General features: G+C 35.3%; 9 protein-coding genes. 1 reads left to right on the forward strand and 8 read right to left on the reverse strand.

All coding sequences use genetic code 11. From position 1 onward, the window contains the following. Position 1: 1 nt before the first annotated feature. The 4 genes from AC1RRN_RS20375 to AC1RRN_RS20390 all read right to left on the reverse strand — a co-directional run bounded on the left by AC1RRN_RS20375 (position 2) and on the right by AC1RRN_RS20390 (position 8,760). Positions 2–4,318: a DUF6443 domain-containing protein gene (locus tag AC1RRN_RS20375; RefSeq protein ID WP_492969059.1), complete on the reverse strand. Its 4,317-nt coding sequence runs from the start codon at positions 4,316–4,318 to the stop codon at positions 2–4. A gap of 15 nt (positions 4,319–4,333) precedes the next feature. Continuing rightward, entirely contained in the window at positions 4,334–7,471 is a 3,138-nt protein-coding gene (locus tag AC1RRN_RS20380; protein WP_492969060.1) for an RHS repeat domain-containing protein, read from the reverse strand. 67 nt (positions 7,472–7,538) lie between these two features. After that, positions 7,539–7,859, reverse strand: coding sequence for a hypothetical protein (locus tag AC1RRN_RS20385; RefSeq protein ID WP_492969061.1), 321 nt, complete (start codon positions 7,857–7,859; stop codon positions 7,539–7,541). Beyond that, positions 7,792–8,760 carry a hypothetical protein gene (locus tag AC1RRN_RS20390; protein WP_492969062.1) on the reverse strand — a complete coding sequence of 323 codons (969 nt, stop codon included), beginning with the start codon at positions 8,758–8,760 and terminating at the stop codon, positions 7,792–7,794. The genes AC1RRN_RS20385 and AC1RRN_RS20390 overlap by 68 nt, the downstream gene beginning before the upstream one ends. A gap of 1,039 nt (positions 8,761–9,799) precedes the next feature. Here AC1RRN_RS20390 and AC1RRN_RS20395 point away from each other — a divergent pair. Beyond that, positions 9,800–9,988: a hypothetical protein gene (locus tag AC1RRN_RS20395; RefSeq protein WP_492969063.1), complete on the forward strand. Its 189-nt coding sequence runs from the start codon at positions 9,800–9,802 to the stop codon at positions 9,986–9,988. A 139-nt stretch (positions 9,989–10,127) separates the two neighbouring features. On the opposite strand, the gene AC1RRN_RS20400 is transcribed toward AC1RRN_RS20395, so the two are convergent. The 4 genes from AC1RRN_RS20400 to AC1RRN_RS20415 form a co-directional block, all read right to left on the reverse strand. Continuing rightward, positions 10,128–10,838 carry a hypothetical protein gene (locus AC1RRN_RS20400; protein ID WP_492969064.1) on the reverse strand — a complete coding sequence of 237 codons (711 nt, stop codon included), beginning with the start codon at positions 10,836–10,838 and terminating at the stop codon, positions 10,128–10,130. A gap of 122 nt (positions 10,839–10,960) precedes the next feature. Next, positions 10,961–11,428 (reverse strand): hypothetical protein, encoded by a 468-nt coding sequence (locus AC1RRN_RS20405; protein WP_492969065.1) that lies wholly within the window; start codon positions 11,426–11,428, stop codon positions 10,961–10,963. Further along, positions 11,400–15,413 (reverse strand): DUF6443 domain-containing protein, encoded by a 4,014-nt coding sequence (locus tag AC1RRN_RS20410; protein WP_492969066.1) that lies wholly within the window; start codon positions 15,411–15,413, stop codon positions 11,400–11,402. The genes AC1RRN_RS20405 and AC1RRN_RS20410 overlap by 29 nt, the downstream gene beginning before the upstream one ends. Before the next feature lie 202 nt (positions 15,414–15,615). Further along, complete coding sequence (locus AC1RRN_RS20415) at positions 15,616–19,770, reverse strand: DUF5977 domain-containing protein (protein WP_492969067.1); 4,155 nt, start codon at positions 19,768–19,770, stop codon at positions 15,616–15,618. Positions 19,771–19,910 lie beyond the last annotated feature (140 nt).

Below are 19,910 nucleotides of genomic sequence, written 5' to 3' on the forward strand. Positions count from 1 at the left end.
ATTAAAATTTATTTATCGGGATTGTAGCTTTTACTCCTTTTGTTGAATATATATACACTTGACCACTACCTTTGCCAAAAACATAATTAGTCATATTTACACCGCTCTTGCTATTATAGGCATTTTTGTAATCTGTCGATGATGGAGGTTGAATTGTAGTCCCTGCACTAGTCCCGCTAGGATGGTCATGATAAACACTTGTGTTAAAAATAGAGTCACTATATTCGAACGATACAATTCCACCATTTCCAGGTGTCATAACCGCACCTGGTGTTCCAGGCCTATTAGTAACTTTCCCACTATCGGGGTCTGTTGATAATCGCCCACCATACTCTCTATTATTAGCATCTGATTTCCCACCAGAACCGTCATCTCCACTAACAGTGTCTAGCATCCCCTGACGATTTTCAGCCGATGGTAACTCAACAAAATTATTATAAATATCTGGTTTGTCATTAAAAGCATTTGTATCTCCTGCATTTTCTTGAACAAATCCTACTGCTTTATCTTTTTGTGCTTCTGAGATACCATCCGCAGATACAGTTTCCTTAGATTTACTGTCTGCATTAAACGATTCAAAATTACTCTGAGTTGTTTTTATAACATAGGTCTTTCCATCATTTTTTCCATCATTCCCGATATTTTGGCCATTCGAATCTAAAAAATCACCTGGGTTAGCATACATTCCATCAACATCTATAAAATATACAGGATTATTTAGAGCATATGTATATGGATTAAATCTACGGGATTTCTCAGCTAGTGGATCAATATTCATCCAACGCCCTAAAGCAGGGTCATAATTCCTAGCTCCATAATCGTACATATTAAGTCCCAGCTCGTCTTGCAATTCTTTTCCGTTATACTTATACTTGTAACTAGTGTTGCCAACTACTGCTCCTGCCACTTTTTGTTTAAATCCAAAAGGATAGTAGTGGTTTTCCTCCACAATTTGTAAAGATGGCGATGTCAATGAACCTATATTTTTATAGTTAACTCTATTGTTGCCCAAATGGTCCTTGTATTGGTAAATATACTCAAAAACTCCGTTAGTATGATTTACATAACCTTCGGGTTGTGAGAAGAATTTTAAAACATTGTTTTCATACTGAAAGCCACTGGCATAATCGGTGGTAATTCCACTAACTATTTTACGTTGTTTTGTACCTGTGGCATCATAATCGTAATGGATGTTCCCTCCCGATAAGGTAATATCTACAGGCAGATTCAGATAGTTGTAGGTGATGGCTGTAATCCCCTTATTAGCATCGGTTTTCATGTTTCCGTTATCGTCATAAGTGTATTCTTGAGCTGTATCAATGCCGTCTTTAAAACCTTCGGAACTGCCTGAGCTGTCTTTTACCTTAAATAATTTGTTGCCTGCATCATAGGTGTAAACCAAGTTATCCATTACTCCTAATAGCGATGCATTAGGATCTGTATATCCATTACGGATTAAGCTCTTGATGTTACCGTTTTTGTCATAAGTCAGATTTTCATTGTAACGGCCAGAGTTCTGGGATATGGCATTAGTCAATCGGTTTAGTGCATCATAGCCGTACATGTAGTTTTTTAAGGCAGGATCTTGGCCTTGTGTCTTCCAAAATGTTTGACTAATGTTTCCATTGTATAGTGCTGTGCCTGCAGAAGGATTATTGTAATTGATTTTAAACCCGAATAAATCGCCACCTCCTACAGTAATATCGTTATTGGTTGAATTTGAATCGTTGATTCCTTTAAGCCATCCGCGTATGTTGTATGTGTAATCTACGGTTTGCAAACGTGGATTTCCTTCTTTGTTTCCCACTGCTTTAGAAACTAATTGTCCCAATTCATCATAAGTGTTATCAGCAATGACTTCTGCGGTACCACCGTTTATGGACTGCGTCTGTTTTTTGAGCCTTCCGGCAGAATCGTAAGTGAATGTATCTACAAGTGTTATTGTAGAACTTCCCTTAATATGCTGGGTAGTCGTTTTATTAGGTTTCCCCACAAAATCAAGCTCAGTTTTTACTTTTTGTGTCACTCCTAAATAGTCATTCTTACTATAGTTATAAATGGGACGACCTTTATCGTCGTAATAAATAACATTGGTAATCCAGTTTGTGGCTCCTAAAATGCGTATTTTGCTTCCAGTGACCAAAGATTTGGTGGCAGTACTCGGCGTAACTGTGCTCACATTTTCAGTAGTTCCTCCATTTAAGTCAAAACTATAGTCATCGTAATAATTGATGGTATACATGTCAATGCCGGTATTAGGAAAAGCATTATTAGAGTAGTAAACCGTAGTATTATTGATAGTATTAACTCCTTGTCTGCTTTCAAACAAAGTCGTTTGGGAATTTACAGTATTTTGTAAATTCGCACGCGATGTCTGACTAGAATATTCACCTGTATATACGGGTCTGCTCAAAGCATCGTATTTAGTAAACAACCATTTGTTTTGGATTCTTAAATTGGCATCTTGGGTTAAGATTGGTTGGTCTAATTTGTCATACACAATAAACTCCCATTGCTTTCCGGGCAGTTTTTTCTCTACCAGACGGTTGCGGGAATCGTATTTATATTGATAGCATAAATCGTTTAAAACATTTTGATTGCTACTTACTATATTAGCAGAAAAAGTACTTCCGGCTTGTGCATGAAAGCCTGGTTGCAATATAACTGAATTAGTTGCAGAAAGCGTTAAAGTATTCCCCGGAGTTACAACAGCAGAAGAAGTTATTGTAGACTGCGCAGTCGTAGAATTGACTATCAAATCAACTGCTTTCGGAGGCAATACATAAGTAAGGTTTCCGTAAACATTATAGACATAATAAGTGTCGTGTTGTATTTCTTTTTCTCCAGCATCAGCAGTATCTCCGTCATTGTTTAGATCGGAGTTGGCATATGTCCTTTTTAAGACAATATGCCCTTCTTTGTCTTTAAACTCTTCTGTAGTGTTGTTTTTCCCTGAAGCTGTTGTCCAGTTTTCGTCTTTGATAATATTTTTGTAGAGTACATCCTTAGCGTAGCTGCTTCCATCATTGTACAATGAAATATCGAATATTTTTTGAGTGGCATCCCAATTAGTATTGGCCACAAAGAGTTTTACTTCGTTTACAATATTGGTTTGATAGCTCAATTTTATGGTGTGATTATTGGCTAAAGACCAGTCATTGCCAGGTGCAGCCAGCTGTAAGACACGGTTAAGTGGCGAGGATTCGAAGTCTTTTTGGGAATAAGGATTCGAAGTGTTTTCATATTTGGGAGTGTTATAAATTGGCAAAACGTCCTGCAGGGCAGTGTTTCTGTATAAGCCGCCATTGGAGTTTTTTGCATAAGGCAAATACTCTTTCTTTTGCCTTCCAAAATTGTCATATTCAATAGGCGCGATTAGGTCTTCACCACTACCGCCGGCAGCGATTCCGACTTTTTGGATTGGGCGGCCTAAACCATCGAAGTAAGTGATATTATCTATTTTTGTTGATGCCGCCAGCCCGCTGACAGATGTCGTTGGAATAGTGGGATTGATTGTGCGAACATAATTTTCGTTTATTAATGGGGGATTTACAGGGCAGCCATTCGCAGTTGTACTATAATCATTAGGGCAGGTGTCTAAGTTGTTGGCCACATAATAGCCCGGTGGTTTTGTGCATGCCGAAACGGGATTGGAATTGGAGTCTCCAAAACCGTCGTTGTCGGTGTCGTAATACCAATTTGGGCCAATACCTACAGCGGGATTTTGGTCATTGCAGTCGTAATTGTTTGATACATAATTCGGACGTTGATAACAATCAAAAATAGGTGTTGCGGCAGAACTCCCGTAATTGTCATGATCATTGTCTACATACCAGTTTACCCCACAGCTCAAATCCATTACGAAACTTAAACTGAAAGTCGTAAAACTGGTCCAGTTATCCGGGGTTAAAGTGTAAATTACTAATTGATTGTCTTCAATTTTGGCAAAATATCCCGTTTGCCCATATCCAGACTGCTCGTTATAGCCATAAATTTGGCCAAGCTCCATATTTGGCAGGGCGGGATATATATCGAGCCAGGCAACAACTCCTCTTGCAAATGTTTGGTTATAAGTCCAACTGGCGTCAAAATTGACAGACAAGACATTATTTTGCACCTGAATCATATTGTGCACAATATTATCGGCGGAATCACCGGAACTGACCCAATGATATGGATCTATTTGTTGAGAATAATTTGGATATTGCGTGTTTGGCGAAACTTTTGGAAGAAAGCCTATATTATTGTGATTAACAAAAGACTTAGCGTTTAAAGAATAAATACAACACAAAAACAGAATAGGTAAATATTTTTTCATCTTCATAATTAAAAATTAGTGTTTGTAATTGTATTGGTTTTCCGAAAGGATGTTTCCTTGTGCATCTTTGATCTGCTTCAATTGCTGGAACTCATCATATTCGTAGTACGTCGTCATCCCCTTTGTATCGGTCATACTCGTCATACCAACCAAAGGGCTATAGGTATAGGTCGTAATCTGGGCGCCCTTCAGCAATGTAGAGGTGCGCAGGGTATTCAATAATGTACGTAAATCAGCCTCTCCGCTAGTTACCGCATTATCTATCTGCGTTTGTGTTATTACGGAATTTACCGTTGCGTAATTGCTGTTGGCAACCTTCGCAACCGGGTACTGCCCGTTGTAACCCCAGAGATAGACATAAGTGATTCCGTCTGTAACCGTCTGGCTGTTCAGGTTATTCTTCGAATCGTAGGCATTTGAGAGTTTGGGACTGAAAGTGTAGGGAGACTGCGGATTAAAGACAATATCCGTACCATCACCCTCCGCACTATATATTGTTAAAGGCAAACCATTGACTCCATACTGAACTTGTTCTCCGGAAATAAGCTTAGCATTACGATATTTACGGATATCCACAGGAACGAGGATATGTTTATCCTTGAGGCCGGAAAGCGAACTGCCATACTCGGTTGGGTAGAAATATTTTATAGCAGTTGCATTTCCCTTGCTGTCGTATTCCCTACTCTCGGTTAGCTGCTTATGGTTAACGGAACTGTAGTCAAGTTGTTTTACCGTCCGTATATAGCTTCCATCGCTATTGTACATTTCCGTTATCTCACTTATAGGTTTGGCCATGCCACCTATATCATAATAGCGGGAATAAAAATATTCAATTTCATTCCCAAATGATGTTACTTTATAGCCGGGAACCGCTTTAAGCGCACGGATATCGTATTCTGTATAATTCTTAGAAAGTAACATCCCATTTTCCGAATAAGTCTCTTTAGACTCAAGATGCCCTCGCCTCCAATCATTGTTAATAAAATTAGGATAAGGAAACGTACAGGGAGAAATAGTTTTATATAGAAAATCAGGCTTGTAAGTACTTATGTATTCTGTTTGAACCAGTGCTGAGTTAAACAATCCCGGAACCGATAGCCCATCGCTATTCAAATCTCCGGGAAATTCGACATCATAGGCAAACTTAAAATTATAAACGGTAAAACCGTTACCGGGCGAGATTTCCTTAACACTAGTATAGATAACGTTTGTTCTTGCTCCAAAACCCAATTGAGGAGCGCCTTCGACACGGGCTATAAACCTGTTGTTAATGGATAATGTGGCAGGAACTCCAAAAGCGGACAATTTTTGCCAATTTCCCTCAGTAGAAGTTTGAGCGTTATAACCAGAATTGTACCAGGTATAATAAGGATTTTCCGAACCAATACATTTTTCGCTGACCACCAACCCCGGATATTCATAGTTTTTTATGATAGCGACAGAACCCGAGCTTTCTTTTGTTTCAATTTGCTTGATCCTTAAGCCTCCTGATATTGGCAAAAGATCATTTTCATTTGCCAAATGCGCTCCGAATACAAAGCGTGTGTAACCACCGGTGGGAAATATGATTTTATTTAAAGCGCAGGCCTTTGATGCTTCTGCAACGGACTCTCTTGTTCCTCCATTGGGTACGCCATAGGCAAAACTCGGCCCCGTCCCTCCATATTGCTCTTGACCGGGTGTTAACTGTCTGGCCCAGTCATCGATACGGAAAGGAAGATTCTGGGGATTACTAGGAAAAATTGTTTTATTGTTACTATTGTTGTAATAGCCCCAATGGTCTTGACTAGGCGATAAACGGTAGGGAAGCGTATAGGGATCGTCTGTATTCGGATCATTGTCCCCATAATATTCAAATCGGTATGGACTTTGCAACCTGCCGTTTACAGCTATCTCGCGAAACGAATCCAGCCTTAAGCGATAATTAAGGCAATCTTTGTTGCTATACTGTTCCTTTGGGATTTGCCTAGATTTATTGGCTTCAAAGTAACTATAATCAAAACGAAATTTCTTTATCTGTCGATTATTCCTATCCTTCAATACAATAAAATTGAGTTGGTTGTTAGACAACAATTCACTGTCTTTCCTTGCATCGGGAGAGGTCACAAACTCCAGGTAATTTCCTGAAGAACTCACAATTTTCTTCAAAACAATCCCGGATATTACCTCGTCATGATCTAAGTATGTGGCTGCTGCATACTCTTCGGGAAGATAATGCTCAGGGTTGTTTTGGCTTACCGCAAAATATGCCTCGCTATAACGTCTTTTCTGATAAAGTGAAGCTATAGTACCCCCCGGCGCATATTCAAACGTAAGCTGCCCACCAGAAGGGCTTTTTATCTTCGAAATATACCAGGAGCTTGTATATGATTTCCCGCTAGTGTAACTATAGTCTACCGTCTCATGATCCTTGAATTCATAAACAAAACCCCGCTCATCGGTAATGATAAAATCTCCCCCGATATATAGCGGGTTTCCAGCATTATTTTTCGCATCAGGCACAAACTCAATTTTAAAATCTTCATATTGTGCCAATGTTGCATTAGCCGTCCCGTCCAAAAAGAATCTACCTGACCTCCCGTTGAAATTATAGTAGAATATATCCGAGCCATTATCGGTTATATTTAAGGCACCATCCCTTAATTTATATTTAACTTGATCCATATAGTTTTTAATCGAAATATCATCGTAAGAAGAACCTACAAAATCAGGGATAGAAGTCCTACTCTGCAATCCACTATATGTATAACCATCTGGAACTCCCCTTACTTCCCTGGTAATCATCCCTCCGGCATTTAAAGCCCAGCCCAAGCCTACCCAAGAAGCTTCTTCGTCAACCTTAATACCGGACGCATGGTACGACAATGACACATCGAGATTGATGTCCTTGTCTGTAAATTTAATTACCGGTATACTAATTTGGGGGATTCCTGAAGACAAATTAACAGGAATGTCGCCGTATTGGCCAAGAGAATACGTATTTGGCGAATATACGTTGAATCGCTCGTGTCCCACATATTGTGCCGAGGCTTCTTCGCTCTTCAAAAATAAAAAAAACAAAATCAGTAAAGTATTTGTCAATCGGGTAAGCAGATATTGATTTTTAAGGATTAGCCAAAGGTTGGCTTGAGTAAGAAAAAAACTATTTCGCATAATGAATTATATTGAAAGTAATTGTTTATTTATATTATATTAAATCCATGAGAAAGATCCCAGAAGATTAAAAAGTAGAAAAACAAATGGATTTTCTGCTTCTTTGAAGTTTAAAATATTCAGATTTATTATTGCAGTATTCTAGAGCTTTCTCTAAAATTTCATCGCGGCCCTGCCTTATTGCATTAATGTTTAGTTTTACTATAACATCTACTTTTATTCCCTTTCTCTGTGTCTGGGTTTCATCGTTATAATAGACTCCTGTTCCTGAAATTAAAGACGAATAATTTCCTAAAAAGTCAATTTTAGATATATTACCGTCAACACCTGATGTCTGATTTCCAATCGTCGTCGTATTTGGGGCTGTTTGGATCTCTCCATTTTCCATTGGCATTAGACGCAGGAATATATTTTGAACGCTCATTCAAAATTTCCATTACTACTTCCCTTCCATCAATTTTTGTAATGATATCTCCAATTCTTAAATCATTTATTTTAGATAGCGAATCATTTAAGAAATCAATAACCACAGCTTTTTTGTCTATTATTTTTAAATCTGCAGGGAAAAATTTTGTTCCAAAAAAATCAGCAGTTAATTTCGTTTTAAACGTTGTGTGACCATCACATATCTTTACTGTAGTTTCAAGCATTGCCAGATGATATTCTTTTGGTGATTGTGCGGTATTGAATTTTGGGATCATTTCCAAGAGTACATCATCCCAATTTTTATCCATCAAATACTTGTATGGATAAAAATATTCAATCGTATTCCAAAACTTAAACAGGCTCAGTAATCTAAAATATTGATTTGGATACTCTGAAGTATCAGATTTAGGTTCATTACGAGTTTTTATGTTTCCTTCTTTTCCGGTTTCTAAGTAAAAGTTCTCTCCCTGAAATCTGTTTTTTACGATATATCGCATTTTTTCTTGAACCGCATCACTCAACAGTTCCTTATTTTCCAGCCATCGAAGATCAAAATTTTTATCAAAAAAATATTTTTTGGGAATATCGTTGCATTTTTTATATTCTTTTACATTGCCTAAACTATTAATCCACTCCAAATAAAATTGTGATAGTTTTTCTCTGTTTTTAATTTCATCGATTCTTTTACATCTATTAATGAGCTCATTATCCCAGTCAAATTTGCCCGCAGCAACATTTGGATGGTAATACTTTAAGAAACCCCAAACTTTAGCAGTTACTGCCCATTTTTCATCCGTAAGGTTTTTTTGTGCAAAAACTAAACTTGACATGGCAATACAAACAAAAACAAAAATATTCTTCATTAAAATTTCTTCTTTTTGACTGCTTTTATCCAGTTTTTCGCTAGATAAATACAGTCACAAAATCATATTAAAACTGAAAAAATAAAAAAACCCGATCAAGTCCGGTTTGAAATGCTTTTAAAATATTTAAAAACTCAATTGATGTTTTTCTGCTTATTCAGATTTGCCATCAATTTCAGAAAAGAAATTATTTAATATTCTTTAAAACAATATTTCTTATATCTTTCTTAAAATTCAATTACAAACATAATTTTTTTTTACTTTGTTTCTTACTTCAAGAATATTTTAAGAAAACATCCAATTATCTTTTTATGCTTAAAATTTATGAGTGTTTTCTGTAAAAAAAAGCAACATAAAAATCTTAAGATGTGTTTTTGTATAGAATTTTGTATTTTTTTTACCACTAAACGGTACTATAGTATACCTAAAAAATCACATTTGCCTAATTATTAAAGTAGTTAAGTGGAGTGCCTTCAATTTCGTCACAAAAAAGCTAAGTCAGTTTTTTTTGGATATTTTAGCATTGCGAGTTTTGTGGCGGATCGTGGCAAGAGGTATTTGGACTTGATATCTTTTCTGCCACAAAAAACTAAGGTATCTAAGTACTATTAGATCAATTTTATATATTTTGAGTTTTTCAGCAAAATAGTTAACACATATGATTTCAAAACTACAAATCCAGCACGATTATTATTTAACGGATTTAGTTTCGAATATTATTAACCAAATCATAATAGAACCATTTTTTAATGAAGCTCAAATCTTTATTATTTGATTTTGCCTACTATTGATTTGAAAACATCCGTTTTTGCCGATGAAGAGATCCTGAAATTTGTCTAGTTAATTTTACAATTTAATTCAATGGAAAATCACGTGAAAACTATTCAGGAAAGCACAGATAAACTTGCTGTAATTGAAACAATTTATCGCTTCGCCGCGGCCTTGATCTACGCGATAAAGATCTTCTTGCTTCTGCTTTTGCTGCAGATGCCATATCCGATTTTAGACCTGCGGAAAAAAAGCAGACTTTGAGTATCCCGTGCTGCAAGGGCGAGACAACATTGTCGACGCATTAAGAGGTTCTCTTGGTCAAATCGACACCACACATTCTGTAAGTAACCCAAGAATAAGCATTCAGGGAGACAAAGCAATTAGATGCTTTGGTAGAGACGCAACACTTGCCTGCAAACGACCACTCACGTCATTATCTGATGAAAAATCGATATGATGTTGAACTTACAATACAAGGAGAAGTTTGGGTTATTCAGCATCTCATAATTGACAATGTCTGGCCAACTGGCGATCCAACTGTTCTTACCGGAATCTAAACAGATTATTATTAAATATTGTAATCAAAATGCAGCGTTTTATTGACGCTGCATTTTGGCTCCATAAACTTTTTCTTTTATATTTTCTTCAATTTTAGAAAGTCTTTCAATTACTAATTTGAAATTTTCATTTTCTTTTTTTAATTCATCATAATTCTTTTTCATCTCAATCATGTAAAGTGTCAATTCCTCCACTTTCTTCAACAAATTCATATTCATTTCAGCCAACATTAAGCCATTTTTTTCAATTTCCTGGGCAGAAGGTATTTCAGGTAAATGTTTATTTTCTCTGATGTAATCTTCAACTTCTTGCAATGATTTAAGTTTATAATCTTTTGCAAAAACATAATCAGGAACAAGAGGCCCGTTCATGTCAACTCTTACTTCTTGTGCGTGGATTTTTCCTTTTACGGTTAGTTTTTCGTCTGGAACTAGAGTTCCTATTCCTACATTTCCTCCTCTGGGCTGTAAAAACGTTCCGCTTCTTCCGTATATAAACCCTCCATCAAGTATAATTCCAGTTTCAAAAGAAAGTTTTAGTTGTTGATAATTTGGTGCAGTCCATGCCCCATTTGTTCTATATATTCCATAATCTAATGGTTCAGGCACAAACCAAGTAATTCCATCTGGTGTATCACGCCCATCATTAACTTTGCTAAAGTTTATTGAATTATGCAATTCATAGCTCTGCGCATTCATTTGTTGAAATAAACCGAGTAGAATGCAAATAATTAAATTTTTTACTTTCATTTTATTTTAGAATTTGATTGTTTTTTTATCAAGAATGGAGAAAACTCTGATGCTATTATACATAGCAACCATTATTTCTTCAAATTCAAATATTTTCTTAGATACGAACCTAATGATTGTACTTATTTATATGGATTACTTGCTGTAATTGTATCAATTAATGTTGATCCACATGGCAGTTTATCATAATTAAAATATTGAATTTCATTAAAATTATCTTCATCAGATTTACTTTTTAAACCTTTTTTTATAATTGTTACCCATACTCCAGGTGAATGGATATCCGGAGTTAACGAACAATAGTGCTCTAAGCTATCTACAACAATATTATACCCTACAGGCTTATTTTTGAAATTAATTACATTACTTCCTTTTATTGTGTCTTTCAACTCCAAAACATAATATTTTGTTTGATTATTTTTCATCATCACGGATTCAATTATATAATCGTCCGATAAAACCTTGATCGTTTTATCTCTATAATTTATTTCTATTTTTTCTCCATTAAACTGGAAACAGCTTCCAAAATGAAAACATACAATAATCAGCAAAACTATTTTTTTAATATCCATATTTTTCGGTAATTTCATCTTGTTCCTCTGTTGAATCTTGTATAATCTTATTATAATAATTAATATATCGATTGTAGAATTTTTGAACACCTGGCGTCATTTTTACTTTGGTTATTTCTTTCCTAATATTTGAGAGTCTTGAATTAGCATAAGAAATACGATCGCTCAAAATAACATCCCTTCTGAATCTTGCTCCTGTACTCTGCAAAAATGAAGCTTTTTGATTATTTGTCAATCCACCATTTTTAAAAATTTCCATGACCTCTCCTTTTTTGTAAGCAAGTAGTTTGTCCGCATAATCTTTAATTTTCGGATCATCATTACTTCCATTTTTAAAAGCTTTTTCTTCAGTATCAATGTTTTTATAACCTGTAACACCCTGTAGACCATACTTTATGTAAAATGAAGGTCCCTCATTTTCAAAATCTTCCCTATGACTTTGCTCATGAGCGATTAATCCAAACCATTCATCATCATTTCGGCCTTTACCATTATTGTAGCCTCCATCGTGAGCAATCGCATATCCTTTAGTAGTTGCTGACGGATTACCCATTAATCTATACCATGCAACAACTCTTTGATCTGACCATAAAACCCAACTTGTCTCTTCTAAAGATGAGATTGAGTAGCCATATGCTGCATTTAATAAAGAGACCATTCCTGAGGTCAATCTTCCGTTATCAATCATGAATTTAGGTTCCATTCCTTCTAATTCTTTAGAAACAACAACTAAGTTTCCGCTAAAAACATAAGGCGACCATTGAGGAAAATCGGGAGCCAAAGGATCTACAGACATAAACCTGCCGATAGCCGGGTCATAATTTCTCCACTTTAAATTGTCCCAATTCAATCCCAGTTCTTCTTGTCGTTCTTGACCTTGAAACTTATATTTTTGCGCAGTCGAATTTCCTTTACCAATTATTGTTACATAATTATATCCTTTTTGTTTTAAACCAAATGGGTAATAATTATTTTCTTCAATAATTTCATTAATTGAAATACTTCCATTGTTATCTATGTCACCATAACTCAACCTAACATTTTCTAAATGATCTCTATATTGGTAAATATAATCATAAGTTTCATTATTATTAGTAATATAACCTTCAGGCTGTGATAGAAACTTTAAGTTATTATTTTCATAAATAAAACCTCCTGCATAATCAGTAGTGATTCCGTTTACTATTTTCTGCTGTTTTACACCGGTAGCATCATATTTATAATCAATAACACCTGTGTTTAAAGTTATTTTTGTAGGTAAATTTAGGTGATTATATGTTATATCGGTTAAACCTTTATTGGTATCACCAATCATATTTCCGTTATTATCATATTTATAATCGTCTTGAGTATCTGCAATCTGGTTTAATGCATCATCTTTAAACCCATATTGATCAACTGGAGCTGCATCTGCTACTTTCATGAGTTTATTTCCTGAATCATAAGTATAAGTCAGGTCATCCATAACACCAAAATGAGCTGCTACATTAATATTAGGTACTACAGCATCACCTACAACTTCACCCATACGTTTGAGATAAATGATATTTCCATTTTTATCATATTTCATGGTTTCACTAAACTTACCTAGATTATCAGTGGCATCCACTAATCTATTCAAATTATCATAGGAGTAATTGTAATTTTTTAAACTTGTATCTGCATTAGCTGTTTTCCAGAATGTCTGACTGATATTTCCGTTGTACAATGCTTTCCCCGAAGAAGGATTGTTATAATTAATTTGAAAACCAAATAAATCACCAGCACCCATTGTAATAGCTGCATTATTAGTATCTGAATCGTTAATTCCTTTTAGCCATCCACGAATATTATAGGTAAGGTTTACAGTCTGTAAACGCGATTGGCTAATTTTCCCACCAACACCTTTAGTAATTAATTGTCCTAAATCATCATAAGAATTTGAAACTATAATTTCAGGAGTCTGGGTGTTTATTTTTTGTTGTTGTGTAAGTTGTCTTCCTGCATTATCGTAAGTAAAGGTATCAACTATTGTAAGAATTCCATTGGTCCCTTTTTGATGTGTAGTCGTAGTTTCAAGAACTTTTCCTGTAAAATCAAACTGATTTTTTACTGTACTTTCTATATTGAGAAAATTATTTTTATTATAGTTGTAAATAGTTCTCAATTTATTGTCATAATAAATGACATTTGTTATCCAGTTAGCGGTTTCTAAAACACGAATTTTAGAACAGGTACTCAAACCTTGTACATTACTGACAGGCGTTACTCCATATGAGACCGCATTTGCTGCAATACCATTTTCCAGATTTATATTGAGATAATCATCATAGTAATAAATAGTAAACAAATCAATTCCTGAATTAGGAAAAGCGACATTGGTATAATTTATACTTGTTCCTAAAATTGCTTGGGCTGTAGCTTGTCTGGTTTCGAACAAAATACTACCATTAGCCAAACTTTGCACATTAGCTCTGGTTATTTGGCTGTCGTTAAAATATTCACCTGTATAAACAGGTCTGTTAAGTGCATCGTATTTTGTGAATAACCATTTTTTCTTCGCTCTTAAATTTGCATCTTGTGTTAACACAGGCCTGTCAAGCATATCATAAACAATATATTCCCAGTCTTTACCTGGTAATTTTTTCTCAACCAATCGATTTGCACCATCATATTTATATTGATAGCATAAATTATCTAATACCGTATTACCAGAGATAATTTTTGCACTAAAAGTACTGCCTGCCTGTGCATGAAATCCATTAATTAGTCGAATGGAATTGGTAGCTGTTAAATTAAGCGGGGCATTGCCTGAATTTATAATTACTGTAGATAGATCGTCAACAGGAATCTGAGTAATTAGATTAGGGGCCTGTGGACTACAGTTTGTTGATAGTGGAAAAGAAAAAGTACCACCGAAACTGGTGACCGCTCCACCAGTAATATAATTTAATTTAAGTTTACCGCCAATAATTACCACACTATAGTTTCCTGCACAAATAGTTCCCAAATACATATCAGGCAACATGCAGGGAGTTGTAGGAAGATCCTGGGGAGTTGTGTTCAACATTGATGGAGAAAAACCTCCGCTGAAGGCTACTGTTAATGTATTATTAGTAATATCTATAGTAACGCCGCCCCCGCCGCTAGCGCCTGAAAAAACATTTTGATAAATATAAGTAGAAAAGTTATTATAGCCCGTTGTAATGATGTTAGGGTTAACCTGACTTTTGGGAGGCAATACATAAGTTAAATTGCCAAAATCATCATATACATAATAAGTGTCGTGTTTTACACCTGTTTCATATGTTCTTTTTAGAACTATCTGATTTTGCTTATTTTTAAATTCTACTGTTGAACCGTTTATTTCATTAGGAGTTGCAGCTGTGTTTTCATCGTATGTTATTGTTTTATACAATTGGTTGGCTTCATAAAAAACACTACCATCATTATTCCCTAAACTGGTGTTGTATATTTTTTTATCTGAATCCCAGGTTGTGATAACAGTATATAATTTTACTTCTCCTGCGATATTAGATTGATAATCAAATTTTATTTCATGTCCTGAACTTAAAGCCCAATCGCTGACACTTCCTGGTGATGCTTGTTTAAGTACTCTGCTTAAAGGAGAGGCTTCAATTAATTTTTGGCTAAAAGGATTTTGACCTGCATATTGAGTGTAATTCTTAACATCGGTCAGTGCGGTGTTGATAAAATTCAGCGAACCTGCAGAAATAGGAACATATGGCAAATATTCTTTTTCGGAGCGACCAAAACCATCATATTCTATAGGTGTAACAATGTCTTTTCCAGATCCTGACTGTAGATAGGCAATCTCTTGTAAAGGACGACCAAGTCCATCGAAATAAGTAATATTTTGATTGGCTTGCGTAATTGTTGGTGCCGTAATTACAGTTTGGGAAGGAACTTTATAAACTGTAGTTTTAATGTAATTCTCTGTTTGAGTTTGACATGCGGCTACAATTGGAAATAAAACCAAAAAAAGGTTTAATATTTTTCTCATATTCTTTTTTGTTATTGTTTATAGCAGAATTGATTTCGAGCAATCATTTATATTTTGTTCGCGTGAATCTTACTGCCTAAATTAAATATGTCATGTATGTATTTTATAATCTCTTTAATAATAAAACAAAATTCAGTAGAAGAGAAAGCATTCAATGAAGGTTTAAATAGATCTCAATCCTCTTAGCTTCTGACCTATTATATTAGTGGCTATTCACATAAGCCTGCCCATTAGTATTAATGTCATTCTGTGCCATTTGATTTGCAGCGGCTTGTGTATCTGCAGTATATGTACCTGCATGTACTGTATAAGCAACTGGGCATGAGCAACTGGCTTTGATGAAATTTTGGCTCATCGTAACATTTCCAAAGGATTCAAAAGAGAAATTCCTACCATCAGATGTTGAATAAACTCCATATTTTGCGGTTATACTAATTGTGTAAGTTCTACCTGTTGCAGGCAAATTAATTACAGGAGAGGTTGAGCTTACCGGAGTTTGTCCACTATATTGATGATACGTTATATCATTCCAACTCACTACAAATTCATTTGAACCTTCAGGGGGGGTAAAACCAATAGTAATTGAAGTGCCTCCATTTTCTTGTATGTAGTTTAAGTAAAGTTTTGGAACACACACTCCTTGACCGCTTCCTAATGATTGGGCAAGGGCATTAGATTTGCCATCTGCATCAGCTTGAGAAATTAAAGAATAGTTCTCTGCTTCGGGGATTGTAATGGTGACTGGTATCCCAAAAGCATTAGAAGCACATTGAGGATAAACAGATGCTACTGCTTTTTTGCTCAAAAAAATGTTGCACGAACTTCGGGATCCTGTCAATTTATATTCATTTCGATTGAGAATGTTCTTGTCTCTATCCTTTGTTATAGAGAGTCTGTTCCATAAATCGTATTCATAATATTTGATATTATTATTGGCGCTGTTTTCTGAACTCATTCCAACAAAAGGTTTGAAGGTATAAGTTGACATCAATGATCCTGTAGGATATAGTCTTACTTCATCGATATTCAATCCGGCTACAGTTACGCTAGATGATCCAGTTACCGTCAGTTCGTATTGATTGTATGTTCCGGCAACAGCCTTTACCTGTAGTGCTTGTCCGTTAATTGTTATTGTCGTACCTGTTTTACCCCATACAGAAACCAGATAACTTTTTGCAGGATTTGTTGGAAAGCTTACAGATCCATTCAATGATCGAAGACCTGTTACCCCATCAGTTAAAATGGTACCACTTCTTGTCCATCCGCCATCATCATCGGTTTCAAAGCTTGTGTAAGCAATATCTGCTGCATCCGCGTTCTTAGCCTCAGCAACCGGATACGATTTTTCATAATTCCACAAATAGGAAACCGGTGCACCACCGTTTCTTTTTGCTTCTTTCAAATTCCCCTGGTTATCGTATTTGTATGTTGTTTCATTTGTCAGTATTTGCTGCTTATATTCTTTTGTTGTGACAGGCTTAAATATTCCTGCATTAGTAACAGCAACAGAGCCTACTTGTTGAGAGATTGTTTCGAAAGCATTCATTAATGTACTACCAGTATAATTCTCAACTTTTACCGGCTGGTCAATTTGATTTTGCAAGGTCATTTGCGAATATGTTGTTGCGGGTTGACCAGGAAAATTACCAGGTGTTAAAACAATATCCTGAGGATAGAAATATTTTTCTTGTAATGGCTGTCCTTTACTATTGTTTTTTGATTTTGCTGAAAGTTGATTATCTGCATTGTAACTCATGTTGACGGTTTCTGTAATCTGGGCTGCACCTTCAAAACTTGTAGTTACCTGTGTTTTTAATAAATTTACCGACATTGGTACTTTATAAAAGTAGGCTGCACATGAAGAATTATCGCCGCCAGGAATATATTGTCTTTCAACTAAACCTTCAACATAACCTTTATCAATTTTTTCATATCCATACACAGTTTCTGCAATAGGAGATGAAGTACCGGAAATGGTTTTGTAAATAATTTTTTTTATCAAAGCCCCGTTCGAATAATTTATTATATTAGGTACGTTTGATGCCGAAAAGTTTATTTGAGAACGATTATATACATATTGAGATCCTGTTATTTGATAAGAAAACATTCCAGGAATATATACCAGACATGGGAGTTCAAATGTGCCACATCCCTGTTGTATACCAAAGTGAAAACCTGAGTGCTGTTTTTCAACTTTATTTTCAAAAAAATCTTCTTCCTGAAGCTGCCCATTGATAAACTCTTTGACATTTGAATACCCAACAGGCGATCCTTGTGCGCCGCTGCCCAAACTGTAAGTACTATTTGAACTTACTCTTGTCACATATTTTTTTGAATAAACAGTTCCGCCTTGCCCTCCATTAGTATAAGGATACGAATAGTTTTCTTCATCGCTTCCGTGAAATATCATTTGAAACATTAGTTTTCCTGTACTTACTCCATTATTGCTATATTCATATCGAGTTTCTTTTACCTTGTCCGAATTACAATCATATGTGAAAATTTTTTTTATTCGTATTCCCCCGCCCTGAATATTTCCATAGTTTAAAGGATAACTAGGATCAGCTGTATCATAACCTACAGGTGGACCAGTTAAATTTGATAGTCCCTGAACATTACTACTAGTAATTGAAGCCACGTTGGAGAAATCGTTAGATTCATAAACAAATTTGGTAACCCCTCCAGTTGGATATGTAATTTGTGATAGCGCCCCAATGGCGGCATACTTTGCATCAACAGATCTGTCCGAAAATTTTGTTGCAATATCAGATGCATAACTTGGATATAAACTAAACTCTTTCAGGTTAGGTACCAAAAACGGTACATTGTTGGCTTTACCGTTATAATATCCCCAATAATCCTGGCTAAAAGCGTCTTTTTCTGGTAGGTTTTTTGTAACGCCATCGACTTCAGAATTATACGAAAAAGTATGTGTTTCAAATTGTCCCTGACTAAATTCGCTACATCTATACAGTCTTAGACGCTTATTATATAAATCTCCACTGTTGGTACCGGCATCAAAATAATCCTGCCATAACATGAAAGTCTTAAAAATTGCACCATTGTAACCAATAGCAATTTGTGATAATCTGCCGGCCTGCTGTGTTTGCGGTTCACAACGAATATCGGTTCGATCATTTATTTTGGTAAAATTTATAAGAAGACCTCCCAGTTTAATAGAATTGATAAGTTTTTGTGTAGTGATAGATTTTGTAATAATGAAAGGAGGTATATTAGTGAAATATCCCAAAGCTTCATTCTGAATATCATCAGCAGGCTTGTTAACGGCCATAGTAATTGTCTGATTTCTGCTAAAGGATACAACATCTTCGCTTGTATAACCAAACTCTACGATTTTTCCATTTGTCAGAACAATTTTTGAAAGATACCAAGTAGTTGTATACTGGCGCTTTTTCGATGCTGGATAATAAAAATAATTCTGATCAAAGAGTTTTTTCCCAATAACTTCAGGTCCATCTGTTGTCATGTTTTGTTGTAAATCTTTAACAGCATACTCATAAAAAACACCGTCAGGTGTAATGATTGTAAAGCTATTATCCGATGTATTAAGAGTGATTTTTAATTTACTTTCACTACTTAACAACTTAATTGAATAAGTTTCACCAATTACACTCGGTCGATCAATAATGAATTTACCGGAATAACTGCCTGCCTGAAAATTAAAAATATCAGGCTCTCCATCGGGACCTATTTGACTCCCGAAATCATTCGGTTGTCCAATACCGTAATATGAACCATCTCTGTTGATATACAATTCGGTTGTTCCGTTTACCGCTTTCAAAGGCACATATTTACCATTGATTACCTGAGTATTAGGGTACAATGCGTTGGCAGCATTAGGATCTTTAAATGGCTTGGCAGTTTTAAAGAAACCTTTAACTTCAAAATCGTCTCGACCTCTGATTACACGGGATATCTGTCCACCATAATTTAATGACCAGCCGAGTCCTGCCCATGAAGCTTCTTCTTCAATTTTAATACCTCCGGCATGATAGGAAAGTACTATAGGCAAATCAAAATTATCACTACTAATAGTATAAATAGGAATAGATATACTGGGAATCCCTGTGTATTTACTTACAGGTTGATCTCCATATTTCAAAAAAGCAGCCGTATTTGGACTATAAGCTGCTAAATTAGGTCGAAAATCACGAGTTTGATCCTGGGATAAACTTTTTAAAGGAATGAATACAATAGTAAATAACAAAAATATACCTAGCTTTAAAGTATCACTAATATGATTCGTTTGAAGCAAATTTGTGTTTTCTGATTGGTTATAAAAACTCGATCTTATTTTTTTTAAAACAGTAATATTAAAGGTTGGTCTAATTTCCATTTATAATTTAAATTGTTTTTGTGAATAGTTAGTAACTTAATTGTTGGCAATAATTACAGCATCAATTGGTGCAATAAAATGCACTAAATATCAGATCTACAATATCAATCAAAAGAGATAAAATGTAATATTGTTTAGTG

This window comes from Flavobacterium sp. GW821-FHT11G01 (assembly GCF_058808175.1).